General features: G+C 64.8%; 15 protein-coding genes. All 15 read left to right on the top strand.

Annotated elements, in window-relative coordinates; genetic code table 11:
- Positions 1-14 precede the first annotated feature (14 nt).
- Positions 15-674 (top strand): phage tail protein, encoded by a 660-nt coding sequence (locus AC5P8R_RS14385; RefSeq protein ID WP_014645598.1) that lies wholly within the window; start codon positions 15-17, stop codon positions 672-674.
- A complete protein-coding gene (locus tag AC5P8R_RS14380; RefSeq protein ID WP_014645599.1) occupies positions 674-982 on the top strand; it encodes a phage tail assembly chaperone in 309 nt (102 codons plus the stop codon). The genes AC5P8R_RS14385 and AC5P8R_RS14380 overlap by 1 nt, the downstream gene beginning before the upstream one ends.
- 50 nt (positions 983-1,032) lie before the next feature.
- On the top strand, positions 1,033-1,290 hold the full coding sequence (locus tag AC5P8R_RS14375) for a DUF1799 domain-containing protein (protein WP_014645600.1): 258 nt from the start codon (positions 1,033-1,035) through the stop codon (positions 1,288-1,290).
- Between the two features lie 75 nt (positions 1,291-1,365).
- Positions 1,366-2,730, top strand: a complete 1,365-nt coding sequence (locus AC5P8R_RS14370; protein WP_046428054.1) for a phage tail tape measure protein — start codon at positions 1,366-1,368, stop codon at positions 2,728-2,730.
- The gene (locus AC5P8R_RS14365) at positions 2,727-3,056 is read left to right on the top strand and encodes a phage tail protein (protein ID WP_049441818.1); all 330 of its coding nucleotides are present in this window, start codon (positions 2,727-2,729) and stop codon (positions 3,054-3,056) included. Before AC5P8R_RS14370 ends, AC5P8R_RS14365 begins: the two co-directional genes overlap by 4 nt.
- 2 nt (positions 3,057-3,058) lie before the next feature.
- Complete coding sequence (locus tag AC5P8R_RS14360; protein ID WP_069118138.1) at positions 3,059-4,225, top strand: hypothetical protein; 1,167 nt, start codon at positions 3,059-3,061, stop codon at positions 4,223-4,225.
- Between the two features lie 61 nt (positions 4,226-4,286).
- Positions 4,287-5,438, top strand: coding sequence for a hypothetical protein (locus AC5P8R_RS14355; protein ID WP_049420446.1), 1,152 nt, complete (start codon positions 4,287-4,289; stop codon positions 5,436-5,438).
- A 31-nt stretch (positions 5,439-5,469) separates the two neighbouring features.
- The gene (locus AC5P8R_RS14350) at positions 5,470-6,591 is read left to right on the top strand and encodes a hypothetical protein (protein ID WP_495223566.1); all 1,122 of its coding nucleotides are present in this window, start codon (positions 5,470-5,472) and stop codon (positions 6,589-6,591) included.
- 1 nt (position 6,592) lies between these two features.
- Complete coding sequence (locus AC5P8R_RS14345) at positions 6,593-7,045, top strand: hypothetical protein (RefSeq protein ID WP_046428060.1); 453 nt, start codon at positions 6,593-6,595, stop codon at positions 7,043-7,045.
- A 12-nt stretch (positions 7,046-7,057) separates the two neighbouring features.
- Positions 7,058-8,197: a hypothetical protein gene (locus tag AC5P8R_RS14340; RefSeq protein WP_046428063.1), complete on the top strand. Its 1,140-nt coding sequence runs from the start codon at positions 7,058-7,060 to the stop codon at positions 8,195-8,197.
- Positions 8,198-8,237: 40 nt separating this feature from the next.
- Positions 8,238-9,374: a hypothetical protein gene (locus AC5P8R_RS14335; RefSeq protein ID WP_495223565.1), complete on the top strand. Its 1,137-nt coding sequence runs from the start codon at positions 8,238-8,240 to the stop codon at positions 9,372-9,374.
- Positions 9,375-9,526: 152 nt separating this feature from the next.
- Positions 9,527-10,222: a phage minor tail protein L gene (locus AC5P8R_RS14330; RefSeq protein ID WP_014645608.1), complete on the top strand. Its 696-nt coding sequence runs from the start codon at positions 9,527-9,529 to the stop codon at positions 10,220-10,222.
- Between the two features lie 63 nt (positions 10,223-10,285).
- The gene (locus AC5P8R_RS14325) at positions 10,286-11,026 is read left to right on the top strand and encodes a C40 family peptidase (protein WP_032956266.1); all 741 of its coding nucleotides are present in this window, start codon (positions 10,286-10,288) and stop codon (positions 11,024-11,026) included.
- Positions 11,019-11,624 (top strand): tail assembly protein, encoded by a 606-nt coding sequence (locus tag AC5P8R_RS14320; RefSeq protein WP_032956265.1) that lies wholly within the window; start codon positions 11,019-11,021, stop codon positions 11,622-11,624. Before AC5P8R_RS14325 ends, AC5P8R_RS14320 begins: the two co-directional genes overlap by 8 nt.
- Positions 11,621-15,109 carry a TipJ family phage tail tip protein gene (locus AC5P8R_RS14315; RefSeq protein ID WP_495223564.1) on the top strand — a complete coding sequence of 1,163 codons (3,489 nt, stop codon included), beginning with the start codon at positions 11,621-11,623 and terminating at the stop codon, positions 15,107-15,109. Before AC5P8R_RS14320 ends, AC5P8R_RS14315 begins: the two co-directional genes overlap by 4 nt.
- The last annotated feature ends 5 nt before the right edge of the window (positions 15,110-15,114 follow it).

Genomic DNA, 15,114 nt, shown 5'->3' with positions numbered 1-15,114 from the left:
CGAGGAAATACACCATGGCACTCAAGCTTCCCAAGGGCACCCAGTTCGGCTTCGCACCGGTCGTCTCCACCGCGATCGCCACCAGCGCGATCTCCAAGGCTGCGCCGGCGCTGGCCAGCGTTGCCGCCAACAGCGTCGACACCGGCGATGTGGTGGTCATTGAACTGCCGGGCTGGCCGGCCCTGAACAACCGCGCCACCCGCGCCGGTGCTGAAGCCACCGGCAGCGTTGAACTGCTGGGCATCGACACCACCGATACCGTGCTGTTCCCCGGTACCAGCGGTGCCGGTGTACTGCGCAAGGCGGGCGCCTTCGTCGACCTGGACCAGCAGGGCGACCCGACCACCGCCGGTGGCGAGCAGCAGTACTGGAGCGGCACGCTGCTCGAAGACCCGACCGGTCGCCAGGTCCAGATGCCGACCTTCAAGAACGCCAAGACCATCACCCTGCCGCTGTTCTACGATCCGAAGAAGCCGTGGTATTCGGCACTGAAGAACGCTGACGCCAAGGGCGAGCCGGTGATCCTGCGGGCCAAGCTGGTCGGTGGCGACGTGCTGTACTGGTACGGCTACCTGAGCTACAACGGCGACCCGACCATGGCCGCCAACACCCCGATGGGCACCACCGCGACCTTCACCGCGCTGGCAGACTCCATCCTGGTCGAGGGCGCCTGATGTTCCAGGTCAAGGCGCCGGAGAGCTTCAAGAGCACCCTGACCATCGTCGGTCACGGCCGCGAGCAGAAGCTCAACCTGACCTACCGGCACCTGTCGGTAGCCGACTACGCCAGCCTGCTGGAGCGTCTTGGCGATGACACGTTGAGCGTGGCCCAGGCCATCCTGGACATCGTGGTGGACTGGGATGCCGATGTGGCGCTGGACACCGCCGGCGTCGAGCTGGCGCTGCAGCAGCAGGCCGGCCTGGATGGCGCCATCATCGGTGGCTACACCCAGGCCCTGCAGGTCGCACGCAAGGGAAACTGATCGAGGCGGTGGGGGCCCTGTACTGGCGGGCCCCCACCGAGTCCGAGCTGATGAAGCTTGGATTGAAGGCAAAGCACTTTCCACCGCCGCAGGTCGAGCTGTGGCCGGAGTGCGTGCTTCCCATCGAACTTTTCTCGCGGGTTGCCACCCAGTGGCGCGTCGGCGCAGGTGGCCCGATCGGGCTGGATTACAACGTGGTCTACCGGGAGCTGGAGCGCGAAGCGCTCGACGGCGACCAGCATGACGAGGTGATGGCGGCCATCCGCATCATCGAACGCGCTGCCTTGGAGCAGATGCAACAGGAATGAGCCGGCCATCGCGGCAATGCCGATGGCCGATCCCGGCTCCGCCGAAGCGGAGCCGACTCTCCCGAGGAACACTCAATGAGCACTACATCGCCTGGCAGCACACGGACCACCGTGGAGGCCAGCAACGCATTGGAAACGGCCATGCAGGCAGCAAGGCGCGGCATGACCGAGATGACCGGCACCACACAGGAGTTCCAGCGGCAGCTGGAGAAGATCAACACGGTGCAGCAGGCCTTCAATGCCGTGCTGACCACCAGCGCATCATTGGTCACCGCACTGTCCACGCAGCTGACCGCCCTGAACACGCAGCTGCAGGCGGCGGCGAAGGCAGGAACAACCGCAGCGGGCGCGGACGCCGGCAAGGCTGCAAAGAAGGAAGAGAAGGCCCAACAGGACGACAAGGGCCTGGCAGGCATCCGCAAGGGCCTGGGCGGCGCGCTCGGCGACTATATCGGCAAGACCGAAAACACCGCCACGGCTGCCAAAAAAGCCTTCGACAAAGCATTCACCGGCGCCGACGAAGCGTTGAGGAGCTTCGTGACCACCGGCAAGTCCAAGTACAAGGAACTGGCCCAGTCCATCCTGTCCGACCTCAAGATGATCGCCGCACAGCAGGCACTGGTCTGGGGGGCGAGGAAGATCGCCGGCTTGATGGGGGTCGACCTGACGCCCAAGGATGCAGCGACGGACGCGGCGGCGGTGGCTGCAGGCGTGGCGACTGCCAAGGACGCCAAGGTCGGTGATGCCAAGGCGGGCGAAACCAAGGACGCCAAGGACACCAAGGGCACCACAGGACTTTCGGGGTTCCGCAAGGGCTTCGGCAGCGCGCTCGGCGAGTACATGGAAAAGACCGAGAACTCCGCCAAGTCCACCCAGGATGCCTTTTCCAAGGCGTTCACCGGCGCAGAGGCGGCACTGCAGAGCTTCGTGAAGACGGGCAAGTCCAACTACAAGGATCTGGCCAAGTCGATCATCGCCGATCTGAAGATGATCGCCATCCAACAGGCAATCGTCTGGGGCGTCAAGAAGATCGCGGGCCTGTTCGGATACGGCACGGGGGTGGAGGCCAACGCCAACGGTGGCGTCTACCAGTCGCCGAGCCTGTCGGCCTATTCCGGCGGTGTCTACAACACTCCGCAGCTGTTCGCCTTCGCCAAGGGCGCCGGCGTGTTCGGCGAAGCGGGACCGGAAGCGATCATGCCGCTGCGGCGCGGGCCGGACGGCCGCCTGGGTGTGGCCGCGCACGGTGGCGGCGGTGGTGGCGGAGTGGGAGTCAGCATCCGCATCGACAACAACGGTGGCAAGGAAGTCACCACCAACGAAAGCATGCTGCAGCAGTTCGGCAACGAGATCGGCCAGTTCGTGGAACGCAAGTACCGCGAGCTGCAGAGTCGTGACCTGAAGGCAGGTGGTGTGCTCAGCAGGAGTGCCATGCAATGACCGACACCTTCACCTGGCCGGCAACCAGCCAGAGTACTGGAACCACCACCGCCGCCGTGAAGCGCGCGAAGTTCGGTGATGGCTATGCGCAGGCCGCTGCCGATGGCCTGAACGCCACTTCACGCAGTTACCAGCTGCAGTTCGTCGGCAACCGCAAAACGATCAACGAGATCGTGACCTTCCTGGATGGTCATGCCGGCCGCAGCTTCCTGTGGAAAGGGCCACTGGGGCAGGGGCTGTACATGTGTGATTCCTACACCGACAGCCATCTCGGCGGCCAGGTATCGACCATCACCGCCACCTTCGAGCAGACCTTCCACGCGTAGGCATGAGCATGGATCTTCAACGGATCGACCTGGATACCATCCAGCCCAACGGAAAGCGTGGGGAGACCCAGCGGCCGGCCTTCACCAAGATCAACCAGAACTTCCAGCAGGTTGGCCAGGCAGTCGACGGCCTGCCCGGGCAGCTCGCCGATACCATGATGCGCGCGCCGGCACGGCGCAATCGCCTGATCAATGGCAATTTCGACATCTGGCAGCGCGGCAGCAGCTTCGGCATCTCCGGGAACTACACAGCCGACCGATGGTTCCTGCAGATGGGCAACGTCGAAGACGCCGTGTTCAAGCGCAATCCCGCAGCGGCAGGCGACAATAACTTCCCGTTCAGCACCTTCACGTTGTCGGTCAGTTCGAGTGGCAATACGGATGGCACAAACCACTTCTTTGTCTTCGAGCAGCGCGTGGAAGACGTCCGCAACTTCGCGGGCGTGGAGAGCACCGTTTCGTTCCTGGTGTTCAACGCCGGCGCCGCCGGGCGGAAGATCGCCCTTGAATTCGCCCAGACCTTTGGCGCGGGGGGAAGCACGCCTGTGCTGGGAATCGCGCCGGAGGTGGTCGAACTGGCCTCCGGCCTGAACCGGATCCGCAGGACAGTGACCCTGCCTTCCATCTCAGGGAAGGCACTGTCCGGTGACGGTGCGGCCGTGGTCTGCATATGGGTAACGGCGGGCACGCAGTTCGCCAGCCGCACCGCAGGACTGGGCGCGCAACAGGGCCAGCTGTACTTCGGAGAGTTCCAGTGGGAGGCGGGCCCGCTCGCGACGCCGTTCGAGTGGAGGCCGAAGGGGGAAGAGCTGCGGCTGTGCCAACGCTACTACCAGGTGGACGCCACTGGCGTGCCGTTCGACGGTGGATCGCGCTTCAACGCGGGCGTGGGCCTGATTCGGGGCGACAACGCGGTGTACCTCACCTACCGATTCAATCAGCGAATGCGGTCGGTACCCGCGGTCGCCTTCTCGAACCCATCGCAATGGCGGCTGCTCACGGGAGACGGTGCAACCAGCCTGACAGCGCTCAGTGCGGCGGAAGTTACGTCGACCCGCATGACCATCATCGGTGCGCTGAACACTGCCGCAGCGGGTCAGGCCGGCATCCTGCAGAGCGGAGATTCGGCAGCGGAGGGCACTGGATTGACCATGGATGCCGAAATCTGAGGTCCGCGGGAGGGCTGGAGAGCGTTCCTTCGCAACCGAAACCATCAAGGAAACAGCACAAATGCCACGAAAGATCATCGACCTCGATTCCGTTCAACCGAACGGAAAGCGGGGTGAAACACAGCGCCCGGCGTTCACCAAGATCAACGACAACTTCGCCGAAGTCTACGACGCGTTGACTGAGGTGGCGAAAATCCCGCAGATCGTGGGGAATGCCATCACCGAGCGCGTTCCAGGCAGGAATCTGCTCATCAATGGTGCCCTGCAGTTCTGGCAGCGCCGTACATCTGGTCGTGTCGGCACTGGGTCGGGGACGCTGGGCGCGGAAGTGTTCTTCGCCGACCGTTTCACGAACTCGGCGCTGGTCTGCAACCACGACGTACAGCGGGTGGCGTACGACGGGCAGGCCGGATTTCCGGAAGACACACGGTCGATTCTGGTCTGCACCGTATCCGAGGCCATCGCCAGAAGTGGCGCCTGGATGGGGCAGAAGATCGAGGGTGTCCGCAGTGCAAGCGGAGACATCACGATCTCGGTATGGGCGAACTCTGATGCGCCCGGTCGCAGTGTGGGCGTGCGTGTCATCCAGGATTTCGGAACCGGCGGCTCACCCTCGCCGCAGGTGGTGCTGGAAGCCGGTGTGCTCACACTGGGCACCACCGCCAAACGTCACAGCATCACGGTGACGTTGCCGAGTACCCGGGGAAAGGTGCTCGGCAGCAACGGCAACGACCACCTCTACGTAGTGTTCGACCTGTGCGGTGCTGGTCAGAAGGGCGAGCTGGTGGCACAGAACGGCTCGTTCGGCTTTACCCAGTTCCAGGTCGAATCGGGCCGCGCAGCGACACGCTTCGACTGGCGGCCGCCAGGTGTGGAACTGGCGTTGTGCCAGCGCTACTACGAGAAGAGCTACAACCTCGACATCGTACCCAACACGGCGCACAACGAAGGGCGCGAGGCATTCTCGATCAACTCACCGGGAATGGCGCATTACCAGAGCGTGCGATTCCAGACGGCAAAGCGTGCCCATCCCTACGTGATGATCATCTCGGCCGACAACATCCAGCAGGATGGACACATCGCGGAAGACAACATCTCCCGCGTGCCCTGCCTGGTCAACTACGCCTCGCCTTCCGGGTACGAAGTCAGCTGGACCAACAATCCAGGCCGCTGGGGCGGCTGGTGGCATTGGTGGGCCGACGCCGAGCTTTGATGGGGCGCCCGCAGGGAACAGGACGACAGCAATGACGAGAAAAATCATCGACCTCGATTCCGTTCAGCCGAACGGAATGCGGGGCGAAACCCAGCGCCCGGCGTTTACCAAGATCAACGACAACTTCGCCGAAGTGTATGGCGCGCTGGATTCGCTGGAAAGCGCATTGCAGAGCGCGGCTCCAGGCAGGAACCGCCTGATCAACGGCAACTTCGATTTCTGGCAGCGGGCCACCACTGGCACCACCCAAGGCGGCGAGATCTATGTGGCCGATCGTTGGACCGTGGCAGCGCTGAGCTGCACGCATACCGCAAATCGCGGGGCCAATCTTCTTGCCGGCGGAGCCGCGCCGGAATCGCGCCGTTTCCTCAACAGCGTTGTCTCCAAGGTCAGTGCAGGCAGCAGCGCCTATGTCGCACAGAAGGTCGAAGGGGTCGCCACGCTGTCCGACGGCGAAGTGGTGGTTTCCGGCTTCGCCTATGGCCCGCCAGGAAAACGCATCGGTGTTCGTCTCATCCAGCACTTTGGCACCGGTGGTTCGCCGTCCGCCGCGGTCAGCGTAGAGCTGGGAACCGTGGCGGTCACCGCCGCGTCCTGGACCTATTTCCAGCTCAGTGCGCGACTGCCATCGGTGAAGGGGAAGACGCTGGGCAGCAATGCCGACAGCGATTTCCTGTGGCTGGTGGTGGATCTGTGCGCCGATGCCTATGGCGGTGTCATCTCCGGTCAGAGCGGAGAGTTCGGCCTTGCGATGATGCAGCTGGAGCGCGGCGACAGGGCAACGGCATTCGACCTGCGCCCGCTGGCCCACGAGCTGCAGCTGTGCCAGCGCTACTACGAGAAGAGCTACAACCTGGATGTGCCGCCTGGCACGGCCGATGGCATCGGACGCGACAACCAGTTCTACGACCGCAGCGTCGGCGTTGGCAGCACCTCGCATATCCGGTGTCGCGTCCCCAAGCGGGCCATCCCAGCCTACACGGTCTACAGCGATGTGAACGGGCAGGCAGGGCGCATATCCGGCGCAAGCGGCGGCATCGGCACGGTGACGTCCATCGTATATGCCGGCCAGTCCGGCGCACAGGTCAATTACCAATCCGCCGCAGGCAACTGGGGCTCCTCCTTCCATTGGACCGCCGACGCGGAGCTATGACATGTATCAACTGACCGAAGAGATCGACACCATCAAGTGCCTGCAGACCGGCGCCTTCATTCCACGTGGCCACCGTCTGTGGAATGACTATGAAGCCTGGTGTACGGCAGGCAATGAGCCGGAGCCGGTACCGCCGCTGTTCGCACCCGGCTCGGCGCAGTTCCATCGCTTCATCCGCGGAAAGGCGTGGGAGTGGATGGCCCAGTGTGCCCGCGATCGCGGCTATGACAGCATCGAGAGCTGCTGCAGCTACGTAGGCAGTGCGGTGCCGCGCTATGCGCAGGACGCCATCGCCATGATTGCCTGGCGCGACGGGGTCAACCTCGCACTGGAGACTATTGAGTCCACCGCCGAGGAGAACGCGCCGGACTGGCGGAAGGTCCAGGCGCAACTGCCGCAGCCGGATGCATTCGGCTGGCCTGCCGAGCAGGCGCCGGAAATCATCGGCGGCTGAGGAGGACGACGCATGGCACGACGCACAATCGACCTTGATACCGTGCAGCCGAACGGAAAGCGGGGTGAGACGCAACGGCCGGCCTTCACCAAGGTCAATGAGAACTTCGCCGATCTCTACACGGATCTGGATGAACTCGAAACCACGGTGCAGGATCTCCGGCGCAGGCAGAACGGCCGGAACCGGCTGATCAACGGTGACTTCAGGTTCTGGCAACGGGGCAGCAGCCGCACTGTGGTGTCGCCTCTGGCGGTGTATGTTGCCGATCGCTTCCAGGTGGTATGCACTGGGGCGGGGCAGGTCGCGGTGTCACGCCGCAGCTTCGATGCCCCGGCATTCGGGGTCACGGGATTCATGAACTGCGATCTCACCGGATCGACGGCCGCGACCGAGGCGTTCGTCACCCAGCCGGTGGAAGGCGTGCAGACGCTCGCGGGAAGTACCGTGACGCTGAGCATGCAGGCATGGGCCGCGACGCCGGGCTGCCGCATCGGCGTTCGCTTCATCCAGACGTTTGGTACCAATGGGTCTCCGGATGTGACGGTCCGGGCAGGCGTCCAGGAGATCGGCACCGCGGCCGCGCTCAGGTACTTCACCGTCGAGTTGCCATCCATTGCTGGCAAGACCGTGGGAGCCAACAGCAAGCTGCACGTCATCGTCGACTTTGCGACACCCGGTGGTTATGGCGGACAGCTTGTCGGCCAGTCTGGGTCCTTTTCGCTGACCTGCATGCAGTTGGAGAAGGGGGCGACACCTACCGACTACGACATGCGTGATGACGCAACCGAGTTGATGCTGTGCCAGCGGTACTACGAGAAGAGCTTCCCGCTGGAACAGGCACCGCAGCTTGGCATGCCGTCACCGCAGGGCGTCGCCGCCGCATTCCAGGCAGGCCTGGCGCGCAGTGAGCAGATCTCCTTCAAGGTCGCCAAACGCACTGTGCCTGCGCTCACCCTCTACTCCAACAGTGAAGTGGCGCCGGCCCTCGGTTACTGGTCGTTGTTCAACGGCAACGGGTGGTCACGCGGAATGGCTGTCCCGCTGTTCCTTCGTCCCGATGGATTCACGCTTCAGCTTGATTTCGGTTCTGGCCTGACGCCGTTCTATGCCTATCTGGTGGGCGGCAACTGGGCGGCTGACGCCGAGATCTGACCCTGGCCGTCAACACCGGCGCACGCAGCGAGGACTGCACATGACACGAAGAATCATCGACCTGGACACCGTCCAGCCCAACGGCAAACGAGGTGAGACCCAGCGGCCGGCATTCACCAAGATCAACGACAACTTCGCCGAGATCTACGCTGGTCTGGACGACGCGCAATCGGCGCTCATGCATCTGGAAGGCCGCATGGCCGGAAGGAACCCGCTCATCAACGGCGACTTCCGGTTCTGGCAGCGCGGTGCAGTGTTCCCTGCATCCACGGGCTCTCGCTACATCGCTGACCGCTGGGCGATCAATGCCATCGGCACCAGGGTGGCTGCCTCACGCGAGGATGTGCCTCCAGGCGGCGGCCAGGGAGGGCGCCTGCTGGCTGGGTCGCGCCACCTGCTTCGGCTGGAGGTGCAGAGCGTTGCCGGTGCCGGCAACATGGCGCTGGTCCAACAGCGCATCGAGGATGTCCGGACACTGGCCGGGCGCACCGTCACGATCAGTTTCAAGGCGCGCGCCTCGGTGGACGACTTCCGCATCGGCGTGGAGTTGCAGCAGTCCTACGGAACGGGTGGGTCTACCGCGCGCGACAGCATCGGCGCCTCGGTCGTGCTCGATACGCTGTGGCGATGGCACCAGGTCACCGTGGAAGTTCCCGGTCTTGCCGGCAAGACGCTGGGCCCGGACAGCTACCTGCAACTGGGCTTCTGGCTGGACGCAGGTGCCGATTTCGGCGGCCGCGCGTTCGCCGCCGGGCAGAAGAGCGGCAGCGTGCAACTGGCCGAAGTGCAGATCGAAGAAGGCGATACCGCCACCGACTTCGACCGCCGGTCCGAAGCACTGGAGCTGCTGTTGTGCCAGCGCTACTACGAGACGGTGGATGTAAACCGGATCATCGGCATCACCTACACCGCCAACGGCGACACGCGTGCGTGCATCCCGTTCAAGGTGCGCAAACGCTCAGCGCCCAGAATCTCCTCGCCGTCCACCGCGCTGAACCTGGTGGGCTTCGGCAATGCCGGCAACCTGGTCAACTTCGACGGCGGAGCGCCCAGCTGGCAGTCCACGGTTGACGCGGCAGTCATCGCCTCGATGCCGAACAACATGCAGCTCTGGGGCGCGGTGGTGGTGTGGTCGACCACCTCGCAGGTGCTGGTCCAGGCCGATGCGGAGCTCTGAGCCATGACAACCCCTGCTCCGCAGGCGCCAAAGCACGCCTGCTTCACCACCACTGCCTCGCTGCGCCCAGGCCACCACGTCATCGTACCGTGCGGCCAGGAACGGTACCCCGTACCACCCCCTCTTCCCAATGCCGCACAGGAGAACACCCCATGATCACCGCCGATGCCCAGCAGCTTGAGCCGGGTGGCCGCATCACCGTCTATGAACTTGACGCCAGCAGTTTCGGCGCCGACAAGCTCTTCTTCCACGCGCACCTGCAGAGTGGCCTCATCTGGTGGCAGGGCCAGGAATATGGCCCCTGGCCGATCGAGGCCAGCGGCTTCGAGCGCACCAGCGACCAGCCGCCGAACCCGCGCCTGCGCGTGAGCAACATCGATGGCCGCATCACCGCCATGTGCCTGTTGTTCGATGATCTGGTCGGTGCACGCATCATCCGCCGGCAGACGCTGGCCAAGTACCTGGATGCCGCCAACTTCGAGGAAGGCAATCCCAGCGCGGATCCTGGCGAGCACTTCCCTGATGAAGTCTGGTTCATCGAGCGCAAGATCGGTGAGGACAAGCAGATGGTCGAATTCGAGCTGACCACCGCGATCGATCTCAATGGGCAGCAGCTGCCGGGCAGGCAGATCATCGCCGGCATGTGTGGCTGGCTGGTGCGTGGCGGTTATCGCGGCGCGTACTGCGGCTACAACGGTCCAGCGGTGGCCGACAGCGACGACGTCGCCACCGATGATCCGGCGCGTGACCAGTGCGGCGGTCGGGTACGCAGCTGCAAGCTGCGCTTCGGCCAGGACAAGCCGCTGCCCTATGGCGGCTTCCCCGCCGCGGGCCTGTTGCGCTCCTGATCGATCCCCTCCCGAATTCCACTTTCCAGGCCCGCCCGCGCGGGCCTTTTTCATGGGTGAAACATGCAACCGACAACCCTGCAGGCCATCCAGGCGCACGCCGTGGCCGAGTACCCGCGCGAATGCTGCGGGCTGATCGTGGCCATTGAAGGCCACGAACGCTATCTTCCCTGCCGCAACGTGGCCGCCACGCCCAGCGAGCATTTCCGCCTGCCCGCTGAGGACTATGCCGTGGCCGAGGATAAGGGCGAGGTGCTGGCCCTGGTGCACAGCCATCCCGATGCCGCCGCAACGCCGTCCGACGCCGATAGGGTCATGTGCGAGCGCAGCGGGCTGACCTGGCACATCGTCAGCGTCGGCCAGGTAACAGGCGAGGCACCGCTGTGCGGTGATCTGCAGACCCTGCATCCCACTGGCTACATGGCACCGTTGGTCGGTCGCCAGTTCGCCCACGGTGTGCTGGACTGCTACAGCCTGGTCCGCGATTTCCACGCACGCGAACTGGGCATCCCGCTGTCCGAGTACGAACGCCAGGACGACTGGTGGAGCCACGGCCAGGACCTTTACAGCCTTGAACGGCTGCACGCCGAGGGCTTCGACCTGATCGAGGGCGAGCCGCAGCGGGGCGACATGATCCTGATGCAGATTCGCTCGCCGGTCACCAACCACGCGGGCATCTACCTCGGCGACGGTCAGATGCTGCATCACCTGCATGGGCGCCTGTCCGAGACCGTGCCGTACGGCGGCATGTGGGCCGAGCGCACCCGCTGCATCGTCCGCCATCGCGGGGTGCGACATGACTGACCGCCTTCGTACGATCCGCCTGTACGGCAAGCTGGGTGCGCGCTTCGGGCGCAGGTTCCGGCTGGCGGTGAACAGCCCGGCCGAGGCGGTGCATGCACTGTGCACCATGCTGCCAGGATTCCAGCAGTACCTGATGGGCGCAAAGGCCAAGGGCATGGAGTTTGCCGTGTTCAACGGCCGGCAGAACCTGTCGCGGGATCAGCTGCACGACCCGCCGGGACAGGATGACATCCGCATCGCGCCGGTTCTGGTGGGCAGCAAGCGAGGGGGCGTACTGCAGACGATTGTGGGCGTCGTCCTCATCGTTGTTGGCGCCGTGGCATCGGCATGGGGATATGGAGCGATCGGCCAACCGATGATGAAGCTCGGTGTTTCCATGGTGATCGGCGGCATCACCCAGATGCTCTCCCCCCAGCCAAAGGGCCTGGGTGCCAAAGACACACCCGAAAACGCGCCCAGCTACAGCATGAACGGCACCGTCAACACGCAGGCGCAAGGCAACCCCGTGCCGGTCGCCTATGGCGGCCATGACAGCAAGGGCATGTTCATCGGCTCGGCCGTGATCAGCGGCGGCATCCTGGCGGAGGACCAGTTTTGAATCAGACCACTCATCCCACGCCGCGCACGCGCGGCGCAGCCACGCCAGTGCTGGCGGGTGCCAAGAAGGGCGCGAGCAACGCCCGAACCCCGGTCGAAACCGCCGACAGCCTGCACTCGATGGCGGTGGCCCGCATCATCGACCTCGCCAGCGAGGGCGAGATCCGTGGCCTGGTTGCCGGCAAGCAGTCGATCTACCTGGACCAGGTGCCGATCGAGAATCCGGACGGCACGCTGAACTTCTCCGGCGTGGACGTGCAGACGCGTTCCGGCACCCAGGACCAGGAGCACATCAGCGGCTTCCCCTCCATCGAGAACGAAGTCGGGGTCAACGTCGAGCTGCGCAGCGATGCGCCGGTGGTGCGCACCGTATCGGGTGCCGATCTGTCAGCCGTCCGTATCCGCTTTGCGGTGCCGGCGTTGCAGAAGACCAACGCCGAGAACGGCGACACTGAAGGCTACCGGATCATGTACGCGGTGGATCTGTCCACCGACGGCGGCCCGTTCAGCACGGTGCTGACCGATGCCTTCAGTGGCAAGACCACCAGCCAGTACGAGCGCAGCCGCCGCATCGATCTGCCTGCCGGCAGCCAGTGGCAGGTGCGCATCCGCCGGCTGACCGCCAACGCCAACAGCAGCACCATCGCCGATACCATCAACGTGCTGTCGATGACCGAGATCATCGATGCCAAGCTGCGCTATCCGAACTGTGCGTTGGCGGCGGTGCAGGTTGATGCCAGCCAGTTCCAGAACATTCCCACCCGGTCCTACCAGCTGTGGGGCCGCATCGTACGCATCCCCTCCAACTACGATCCGCTCAGCCGTCTCTACAGCGGTGTGTGGGACGGTACCTTCAAGAGTGGCTGGACCAACAATCCGGCCTGGGTGTTCTTCGACATCGTCACCAACGATCGCTTCGGCCTGGGCCATCGTGTTCCGCTGGACTGGGTGGACAAGTGGCGGCTGTACCAGATCGCGCGCTACTGCGATGAACTGGTCAGCGATGGCCAGGGCGGCAAGGAGCCGCGCTTCACCTGCAGCCTGTATCTGCAGACCCGCGCCGAGGCCTACCGCGTGCTGCAGGACATCGCCACCATGTTCCGCGGCATCAGCTTCTATGCGGCGGGGCAGGTGATGGCCTCGGCCGACATGCCCAAGGACCCGGTGCTGACCTACAGCCAGGCCAACGTCATCGAAGGGCGCTTCCACTATGCCGGCAGCAGCCGCACGGCGCGGCACACGGTGGCCCTGGTGTCGTGGATCGATCCGGACGACTTCGGCCGGCAGAAGGTCGAAGTGGTGCAGCACCTGCCTGGCGTGGCCCGCTACGGCATCAACCAGACCGAAGTGACGGCGGTGGGCTGCCACTCGCGTTCGCAGGCGCAGCGCGTGGGCAACCACATCCTGCATACCGAGATGCTGGAAACCGAGACGATCAGCTTCTCGGTGGGCCTGGATGCGCTGGGCTGCATGCCCGGTGATGTGATCCAGGTGGCCGACCCGAACCGCGCCGGCCGCCGCAATGCGGGCCGCATCCGTAGTGCGGGCACGCGCAGCCTGGTGCTGGACCGCATGCCGGAACAGATCGCGGCCGGTGACACCCTGCGTGCCACCCTGCCCAGCGGGCAGACCGAAGCACGCACGGTGCAGTCGGTGGACGGCGAGACGGTGACCGTCAGCGCGCCGTGGTCGGCGGTGCCGGTGGCGCAGTCGGTCTGGGCATTGGAATCGCCGGAGCTGGCCCTGCAGCACTATCGCGTGCTGTCGATCAGCGAAGGCGAGGACCTGACCTATCAGATCACCGCGCTCAAGCACGTGCCGGGCAAGTACGCCGCCATCGACGATGGCACGCGCCTGGAACAGCCGCCGATCAGCATCATCCCGCCCAGCGTGCAGCCGGCACCGGCCAACGTGCGGATGGCCTCGCATGTGGTGGTCGACCAGGGCATCGCTACCTCCGTGCTCACGATCGAGTGGGATGCTGCGGACAAGGCGATCGGTTATGACGTGGAATGGCGCCGTGGCGATCTCAACTGGGTCCGTGCTGGCCGCGTCGGGACGCAGAGCCTGGAAGTGCGGGGCGTCTACGCCGGCCAGTATCTGGCGCGCGTACGCGCGGTCAATGCGCTGGGCGCCGTATCGCAGCCGACGCTCAGCGCGCTCACCACCATTGAAGGCAAGACGACGCCGCCCCCCTCGCTGGCATCGTTGACCAGCACTGCCCGCCCCTTCGGCATCGCACTGTCCTGGGGCTTCCCCGCAGGTGCAACCGATACCGAACGGACCGAACTCTGGTACAGCACTGGCCCCAATCGCGAGAGCGCGATCAAGCTGGGCGACTTCGCCTACCCGCAGGCCCAGCACCAGATGAACGGCCTGGCCGCTGGCGCGCGCTTCTGGTTCTGGGGACGGCTGGTGGATCGAAGTGGCAACATCGGCCCGTGGTATCCGGCGCAAGCCGGGGTGATGGGTGAGTCCAGCAGCAACCCGGATGACTACGACGCCTACTTCGCCGGCCGCATCAACGAAAGCGCGCTGGGCCAACAGCTGAAGGGCAAGATCGAGCGCGTCACCCAAGTGCTGCCGCTGGTCTGGGATGCCGAGGCAACCTACAGCCCAGGGCAGACCGTCATCCACGACGGGCGGATCTGGAGCTGGCAGGGCACTGCCGCAGGCAATGAAACGCCGCCGGGCAGCCACTGGAAGAACATCGGCGATGCCATTGCCGAGGCGGGTGCCATCGTCGGCCGTGTCGATCAGCTGGAAATGGACGTGACCGACGTCGATGGCAAGGTGGCCGCGCAGGGGCAGAAGGTCGACGGCCTGTTCGCCCAGGTCAGCGACCACACTGCCGGCGAGGAGGACTACAACGTCGGCGAGAACGATGTCAGCGCCGGTGCCATCACCGTCTACAGCGTGATGGCCGAGAAGGACGCGGCACTGGCCAAGCGCGTGGACACGGTCGAAGCGTCCATCGAAGGTGTTCCAGGCAAGATCGAGGGCGTCAGCGCCGCGGTCCAGCAGGTCTCGCAGGCCGTGGTCAACCTAGATGGCAAGGTCAGCGCGACCTATACGGTCAAGGCGCAGATCACCAGCGCCGGGCAGATCTACATGGCCGGCATGGGTCTGGGCGTGGAGCAGCAGCCAGATGGCAGCTATCAGAGCCAGATCCTGATGCAGGCTGATCGCTTCGCGCTGTTCAACACCAACAGCGGGCAGGTCAGTGCGCCCTTCGTGGTGCAGGGCGGGCAGACCTTCATCAGCCAGGCACTGATCGGCAACGGCTGGATCCAGAACGCCATGATCGGCGACGTGATCCAGTCCAATGCGGTCGGTGCCGGCGGGCAACCGCGATGGAGGCTAGACAAGAACGGCACGTTGACGATGAACGGCCCCGAGAACGGCGGCCGCCTGACCATCAATGACAGTGTCATCCACGTTTACGACAGCAACGGCCGCGTCCGCGTCCGCATGGGGATCTGGTAATGGCA

Source organism: Stenotrophomonas sp. YJH_SMC_73, assembly GCF_059370155.1.
The sequence above is the reverse complement of the archived record's forward strand: the minus strand, read 5'-3'. Positions and strand labels throughout refer to the sequence as shown.

Excerpts from the sequence above, each read along its gene's own strand:
- AC5P8R_RS14385 (WP_014645598.1), top strand. The coding sequence starts at position 15 with ATGGCACTCAAGCTTCCCAAGGGCACCCAGTTCGGCTTCGCACCGGTC.
- AC5P8R_RS14380 (WP_014645599.1), top strand. The coding sequence starts at position 674 with ATGTTCCAGGTCAAGGCGCCGGAGAGCTTCAAGAGCACCCTGACCATC.
- AC5P8R_RS14375 (WP_014645600.1), top strand. The coding sequence starts at position 1,033 with ATGAAGCTTGGATTGAAGGCAAAGCACTTTCCACCGCCGCAGGTCGAG.
- AC5P8R_RS14370 (WP_046428054.1), top strand. The coding sequence starts at position 1,366 with ATGAGCACTACATCGCCTGGCAGCACACGGACCACCGTGGAGGCCAGC.
- AC5P8R_RS14365 (WP_049441818.1), top strand. The coding sequence starts at position 2,727 with ATGACCGACACCTTCACCTGGCCGGCAACCAGCCAGAGTACTGGAACC.
- AC5P8R_RS14360 (WP_069118138.1), top strand. The coding sequence starts at position 3,059 with ATGAGCATGGATCTTCAACGGATCGACCTGGATACCATCCAGCCCAAC.
- AC5P8R_RS14355 (WP_049420446.1), top strand. The coding sequence starts at position 4,287 with ATGCCACGAAAGATCATCGACCTCGATTCCGTTCAACCGAACGGAAAG.
- AC5P8R_RS14350 (WP_495223566.1), top strand. The coding sequence starts at position 5,470 with ATGACGAGAAAAATCATCGACCTCGATTCCGTTCAGCCGAACGGAATG.
- AC5P8R_RS14345 (WP_046428060.1), top strand. The coding sequence starts at position 6,593 with ATGTATCAACTGACCGAAGAGATCGACACCATCAAGTGCCTGCAGACC.
- AC5P8R_RS14340 (WP_046428063.1), top strand. The coding sequence starts at position 7,058 with ATGGCACGACGCACAATCGACCTTGATACCGTGCAGCCGAACGGAAAG.
- AC5P8R_RS14335 (WP_495223565.1), top strand. The coding sequence starts at position 8,238 with ATGACACGAAGAATCATCGACCTGGACACCGTCCAGCCCAACGGCAAA.
- AC5P8R_RS14330 (WP_014645608.1), top strand. The coding sequence starts at position 9,527 with ATGATCACCGCCGATGCCCAGCAGCTTGAGCCGGGTGGCCGCATCACC.
- AC5P8R_RS14325 (WP_032956266.1), top strand. The coding sequence starts at position 10,286 with ATGCAACCGACAACCCTGCAGGCCATCCAGGCGCACGCCGTGGCCGAG.
- AC5P8R_RS14320 (WP_032956265.1), top strand. The coding sequence starts at position 11,019 with ATGACTGACCGCCTTCGTACGATCCGCCTGTACGGCAAGCTGGGTGCG.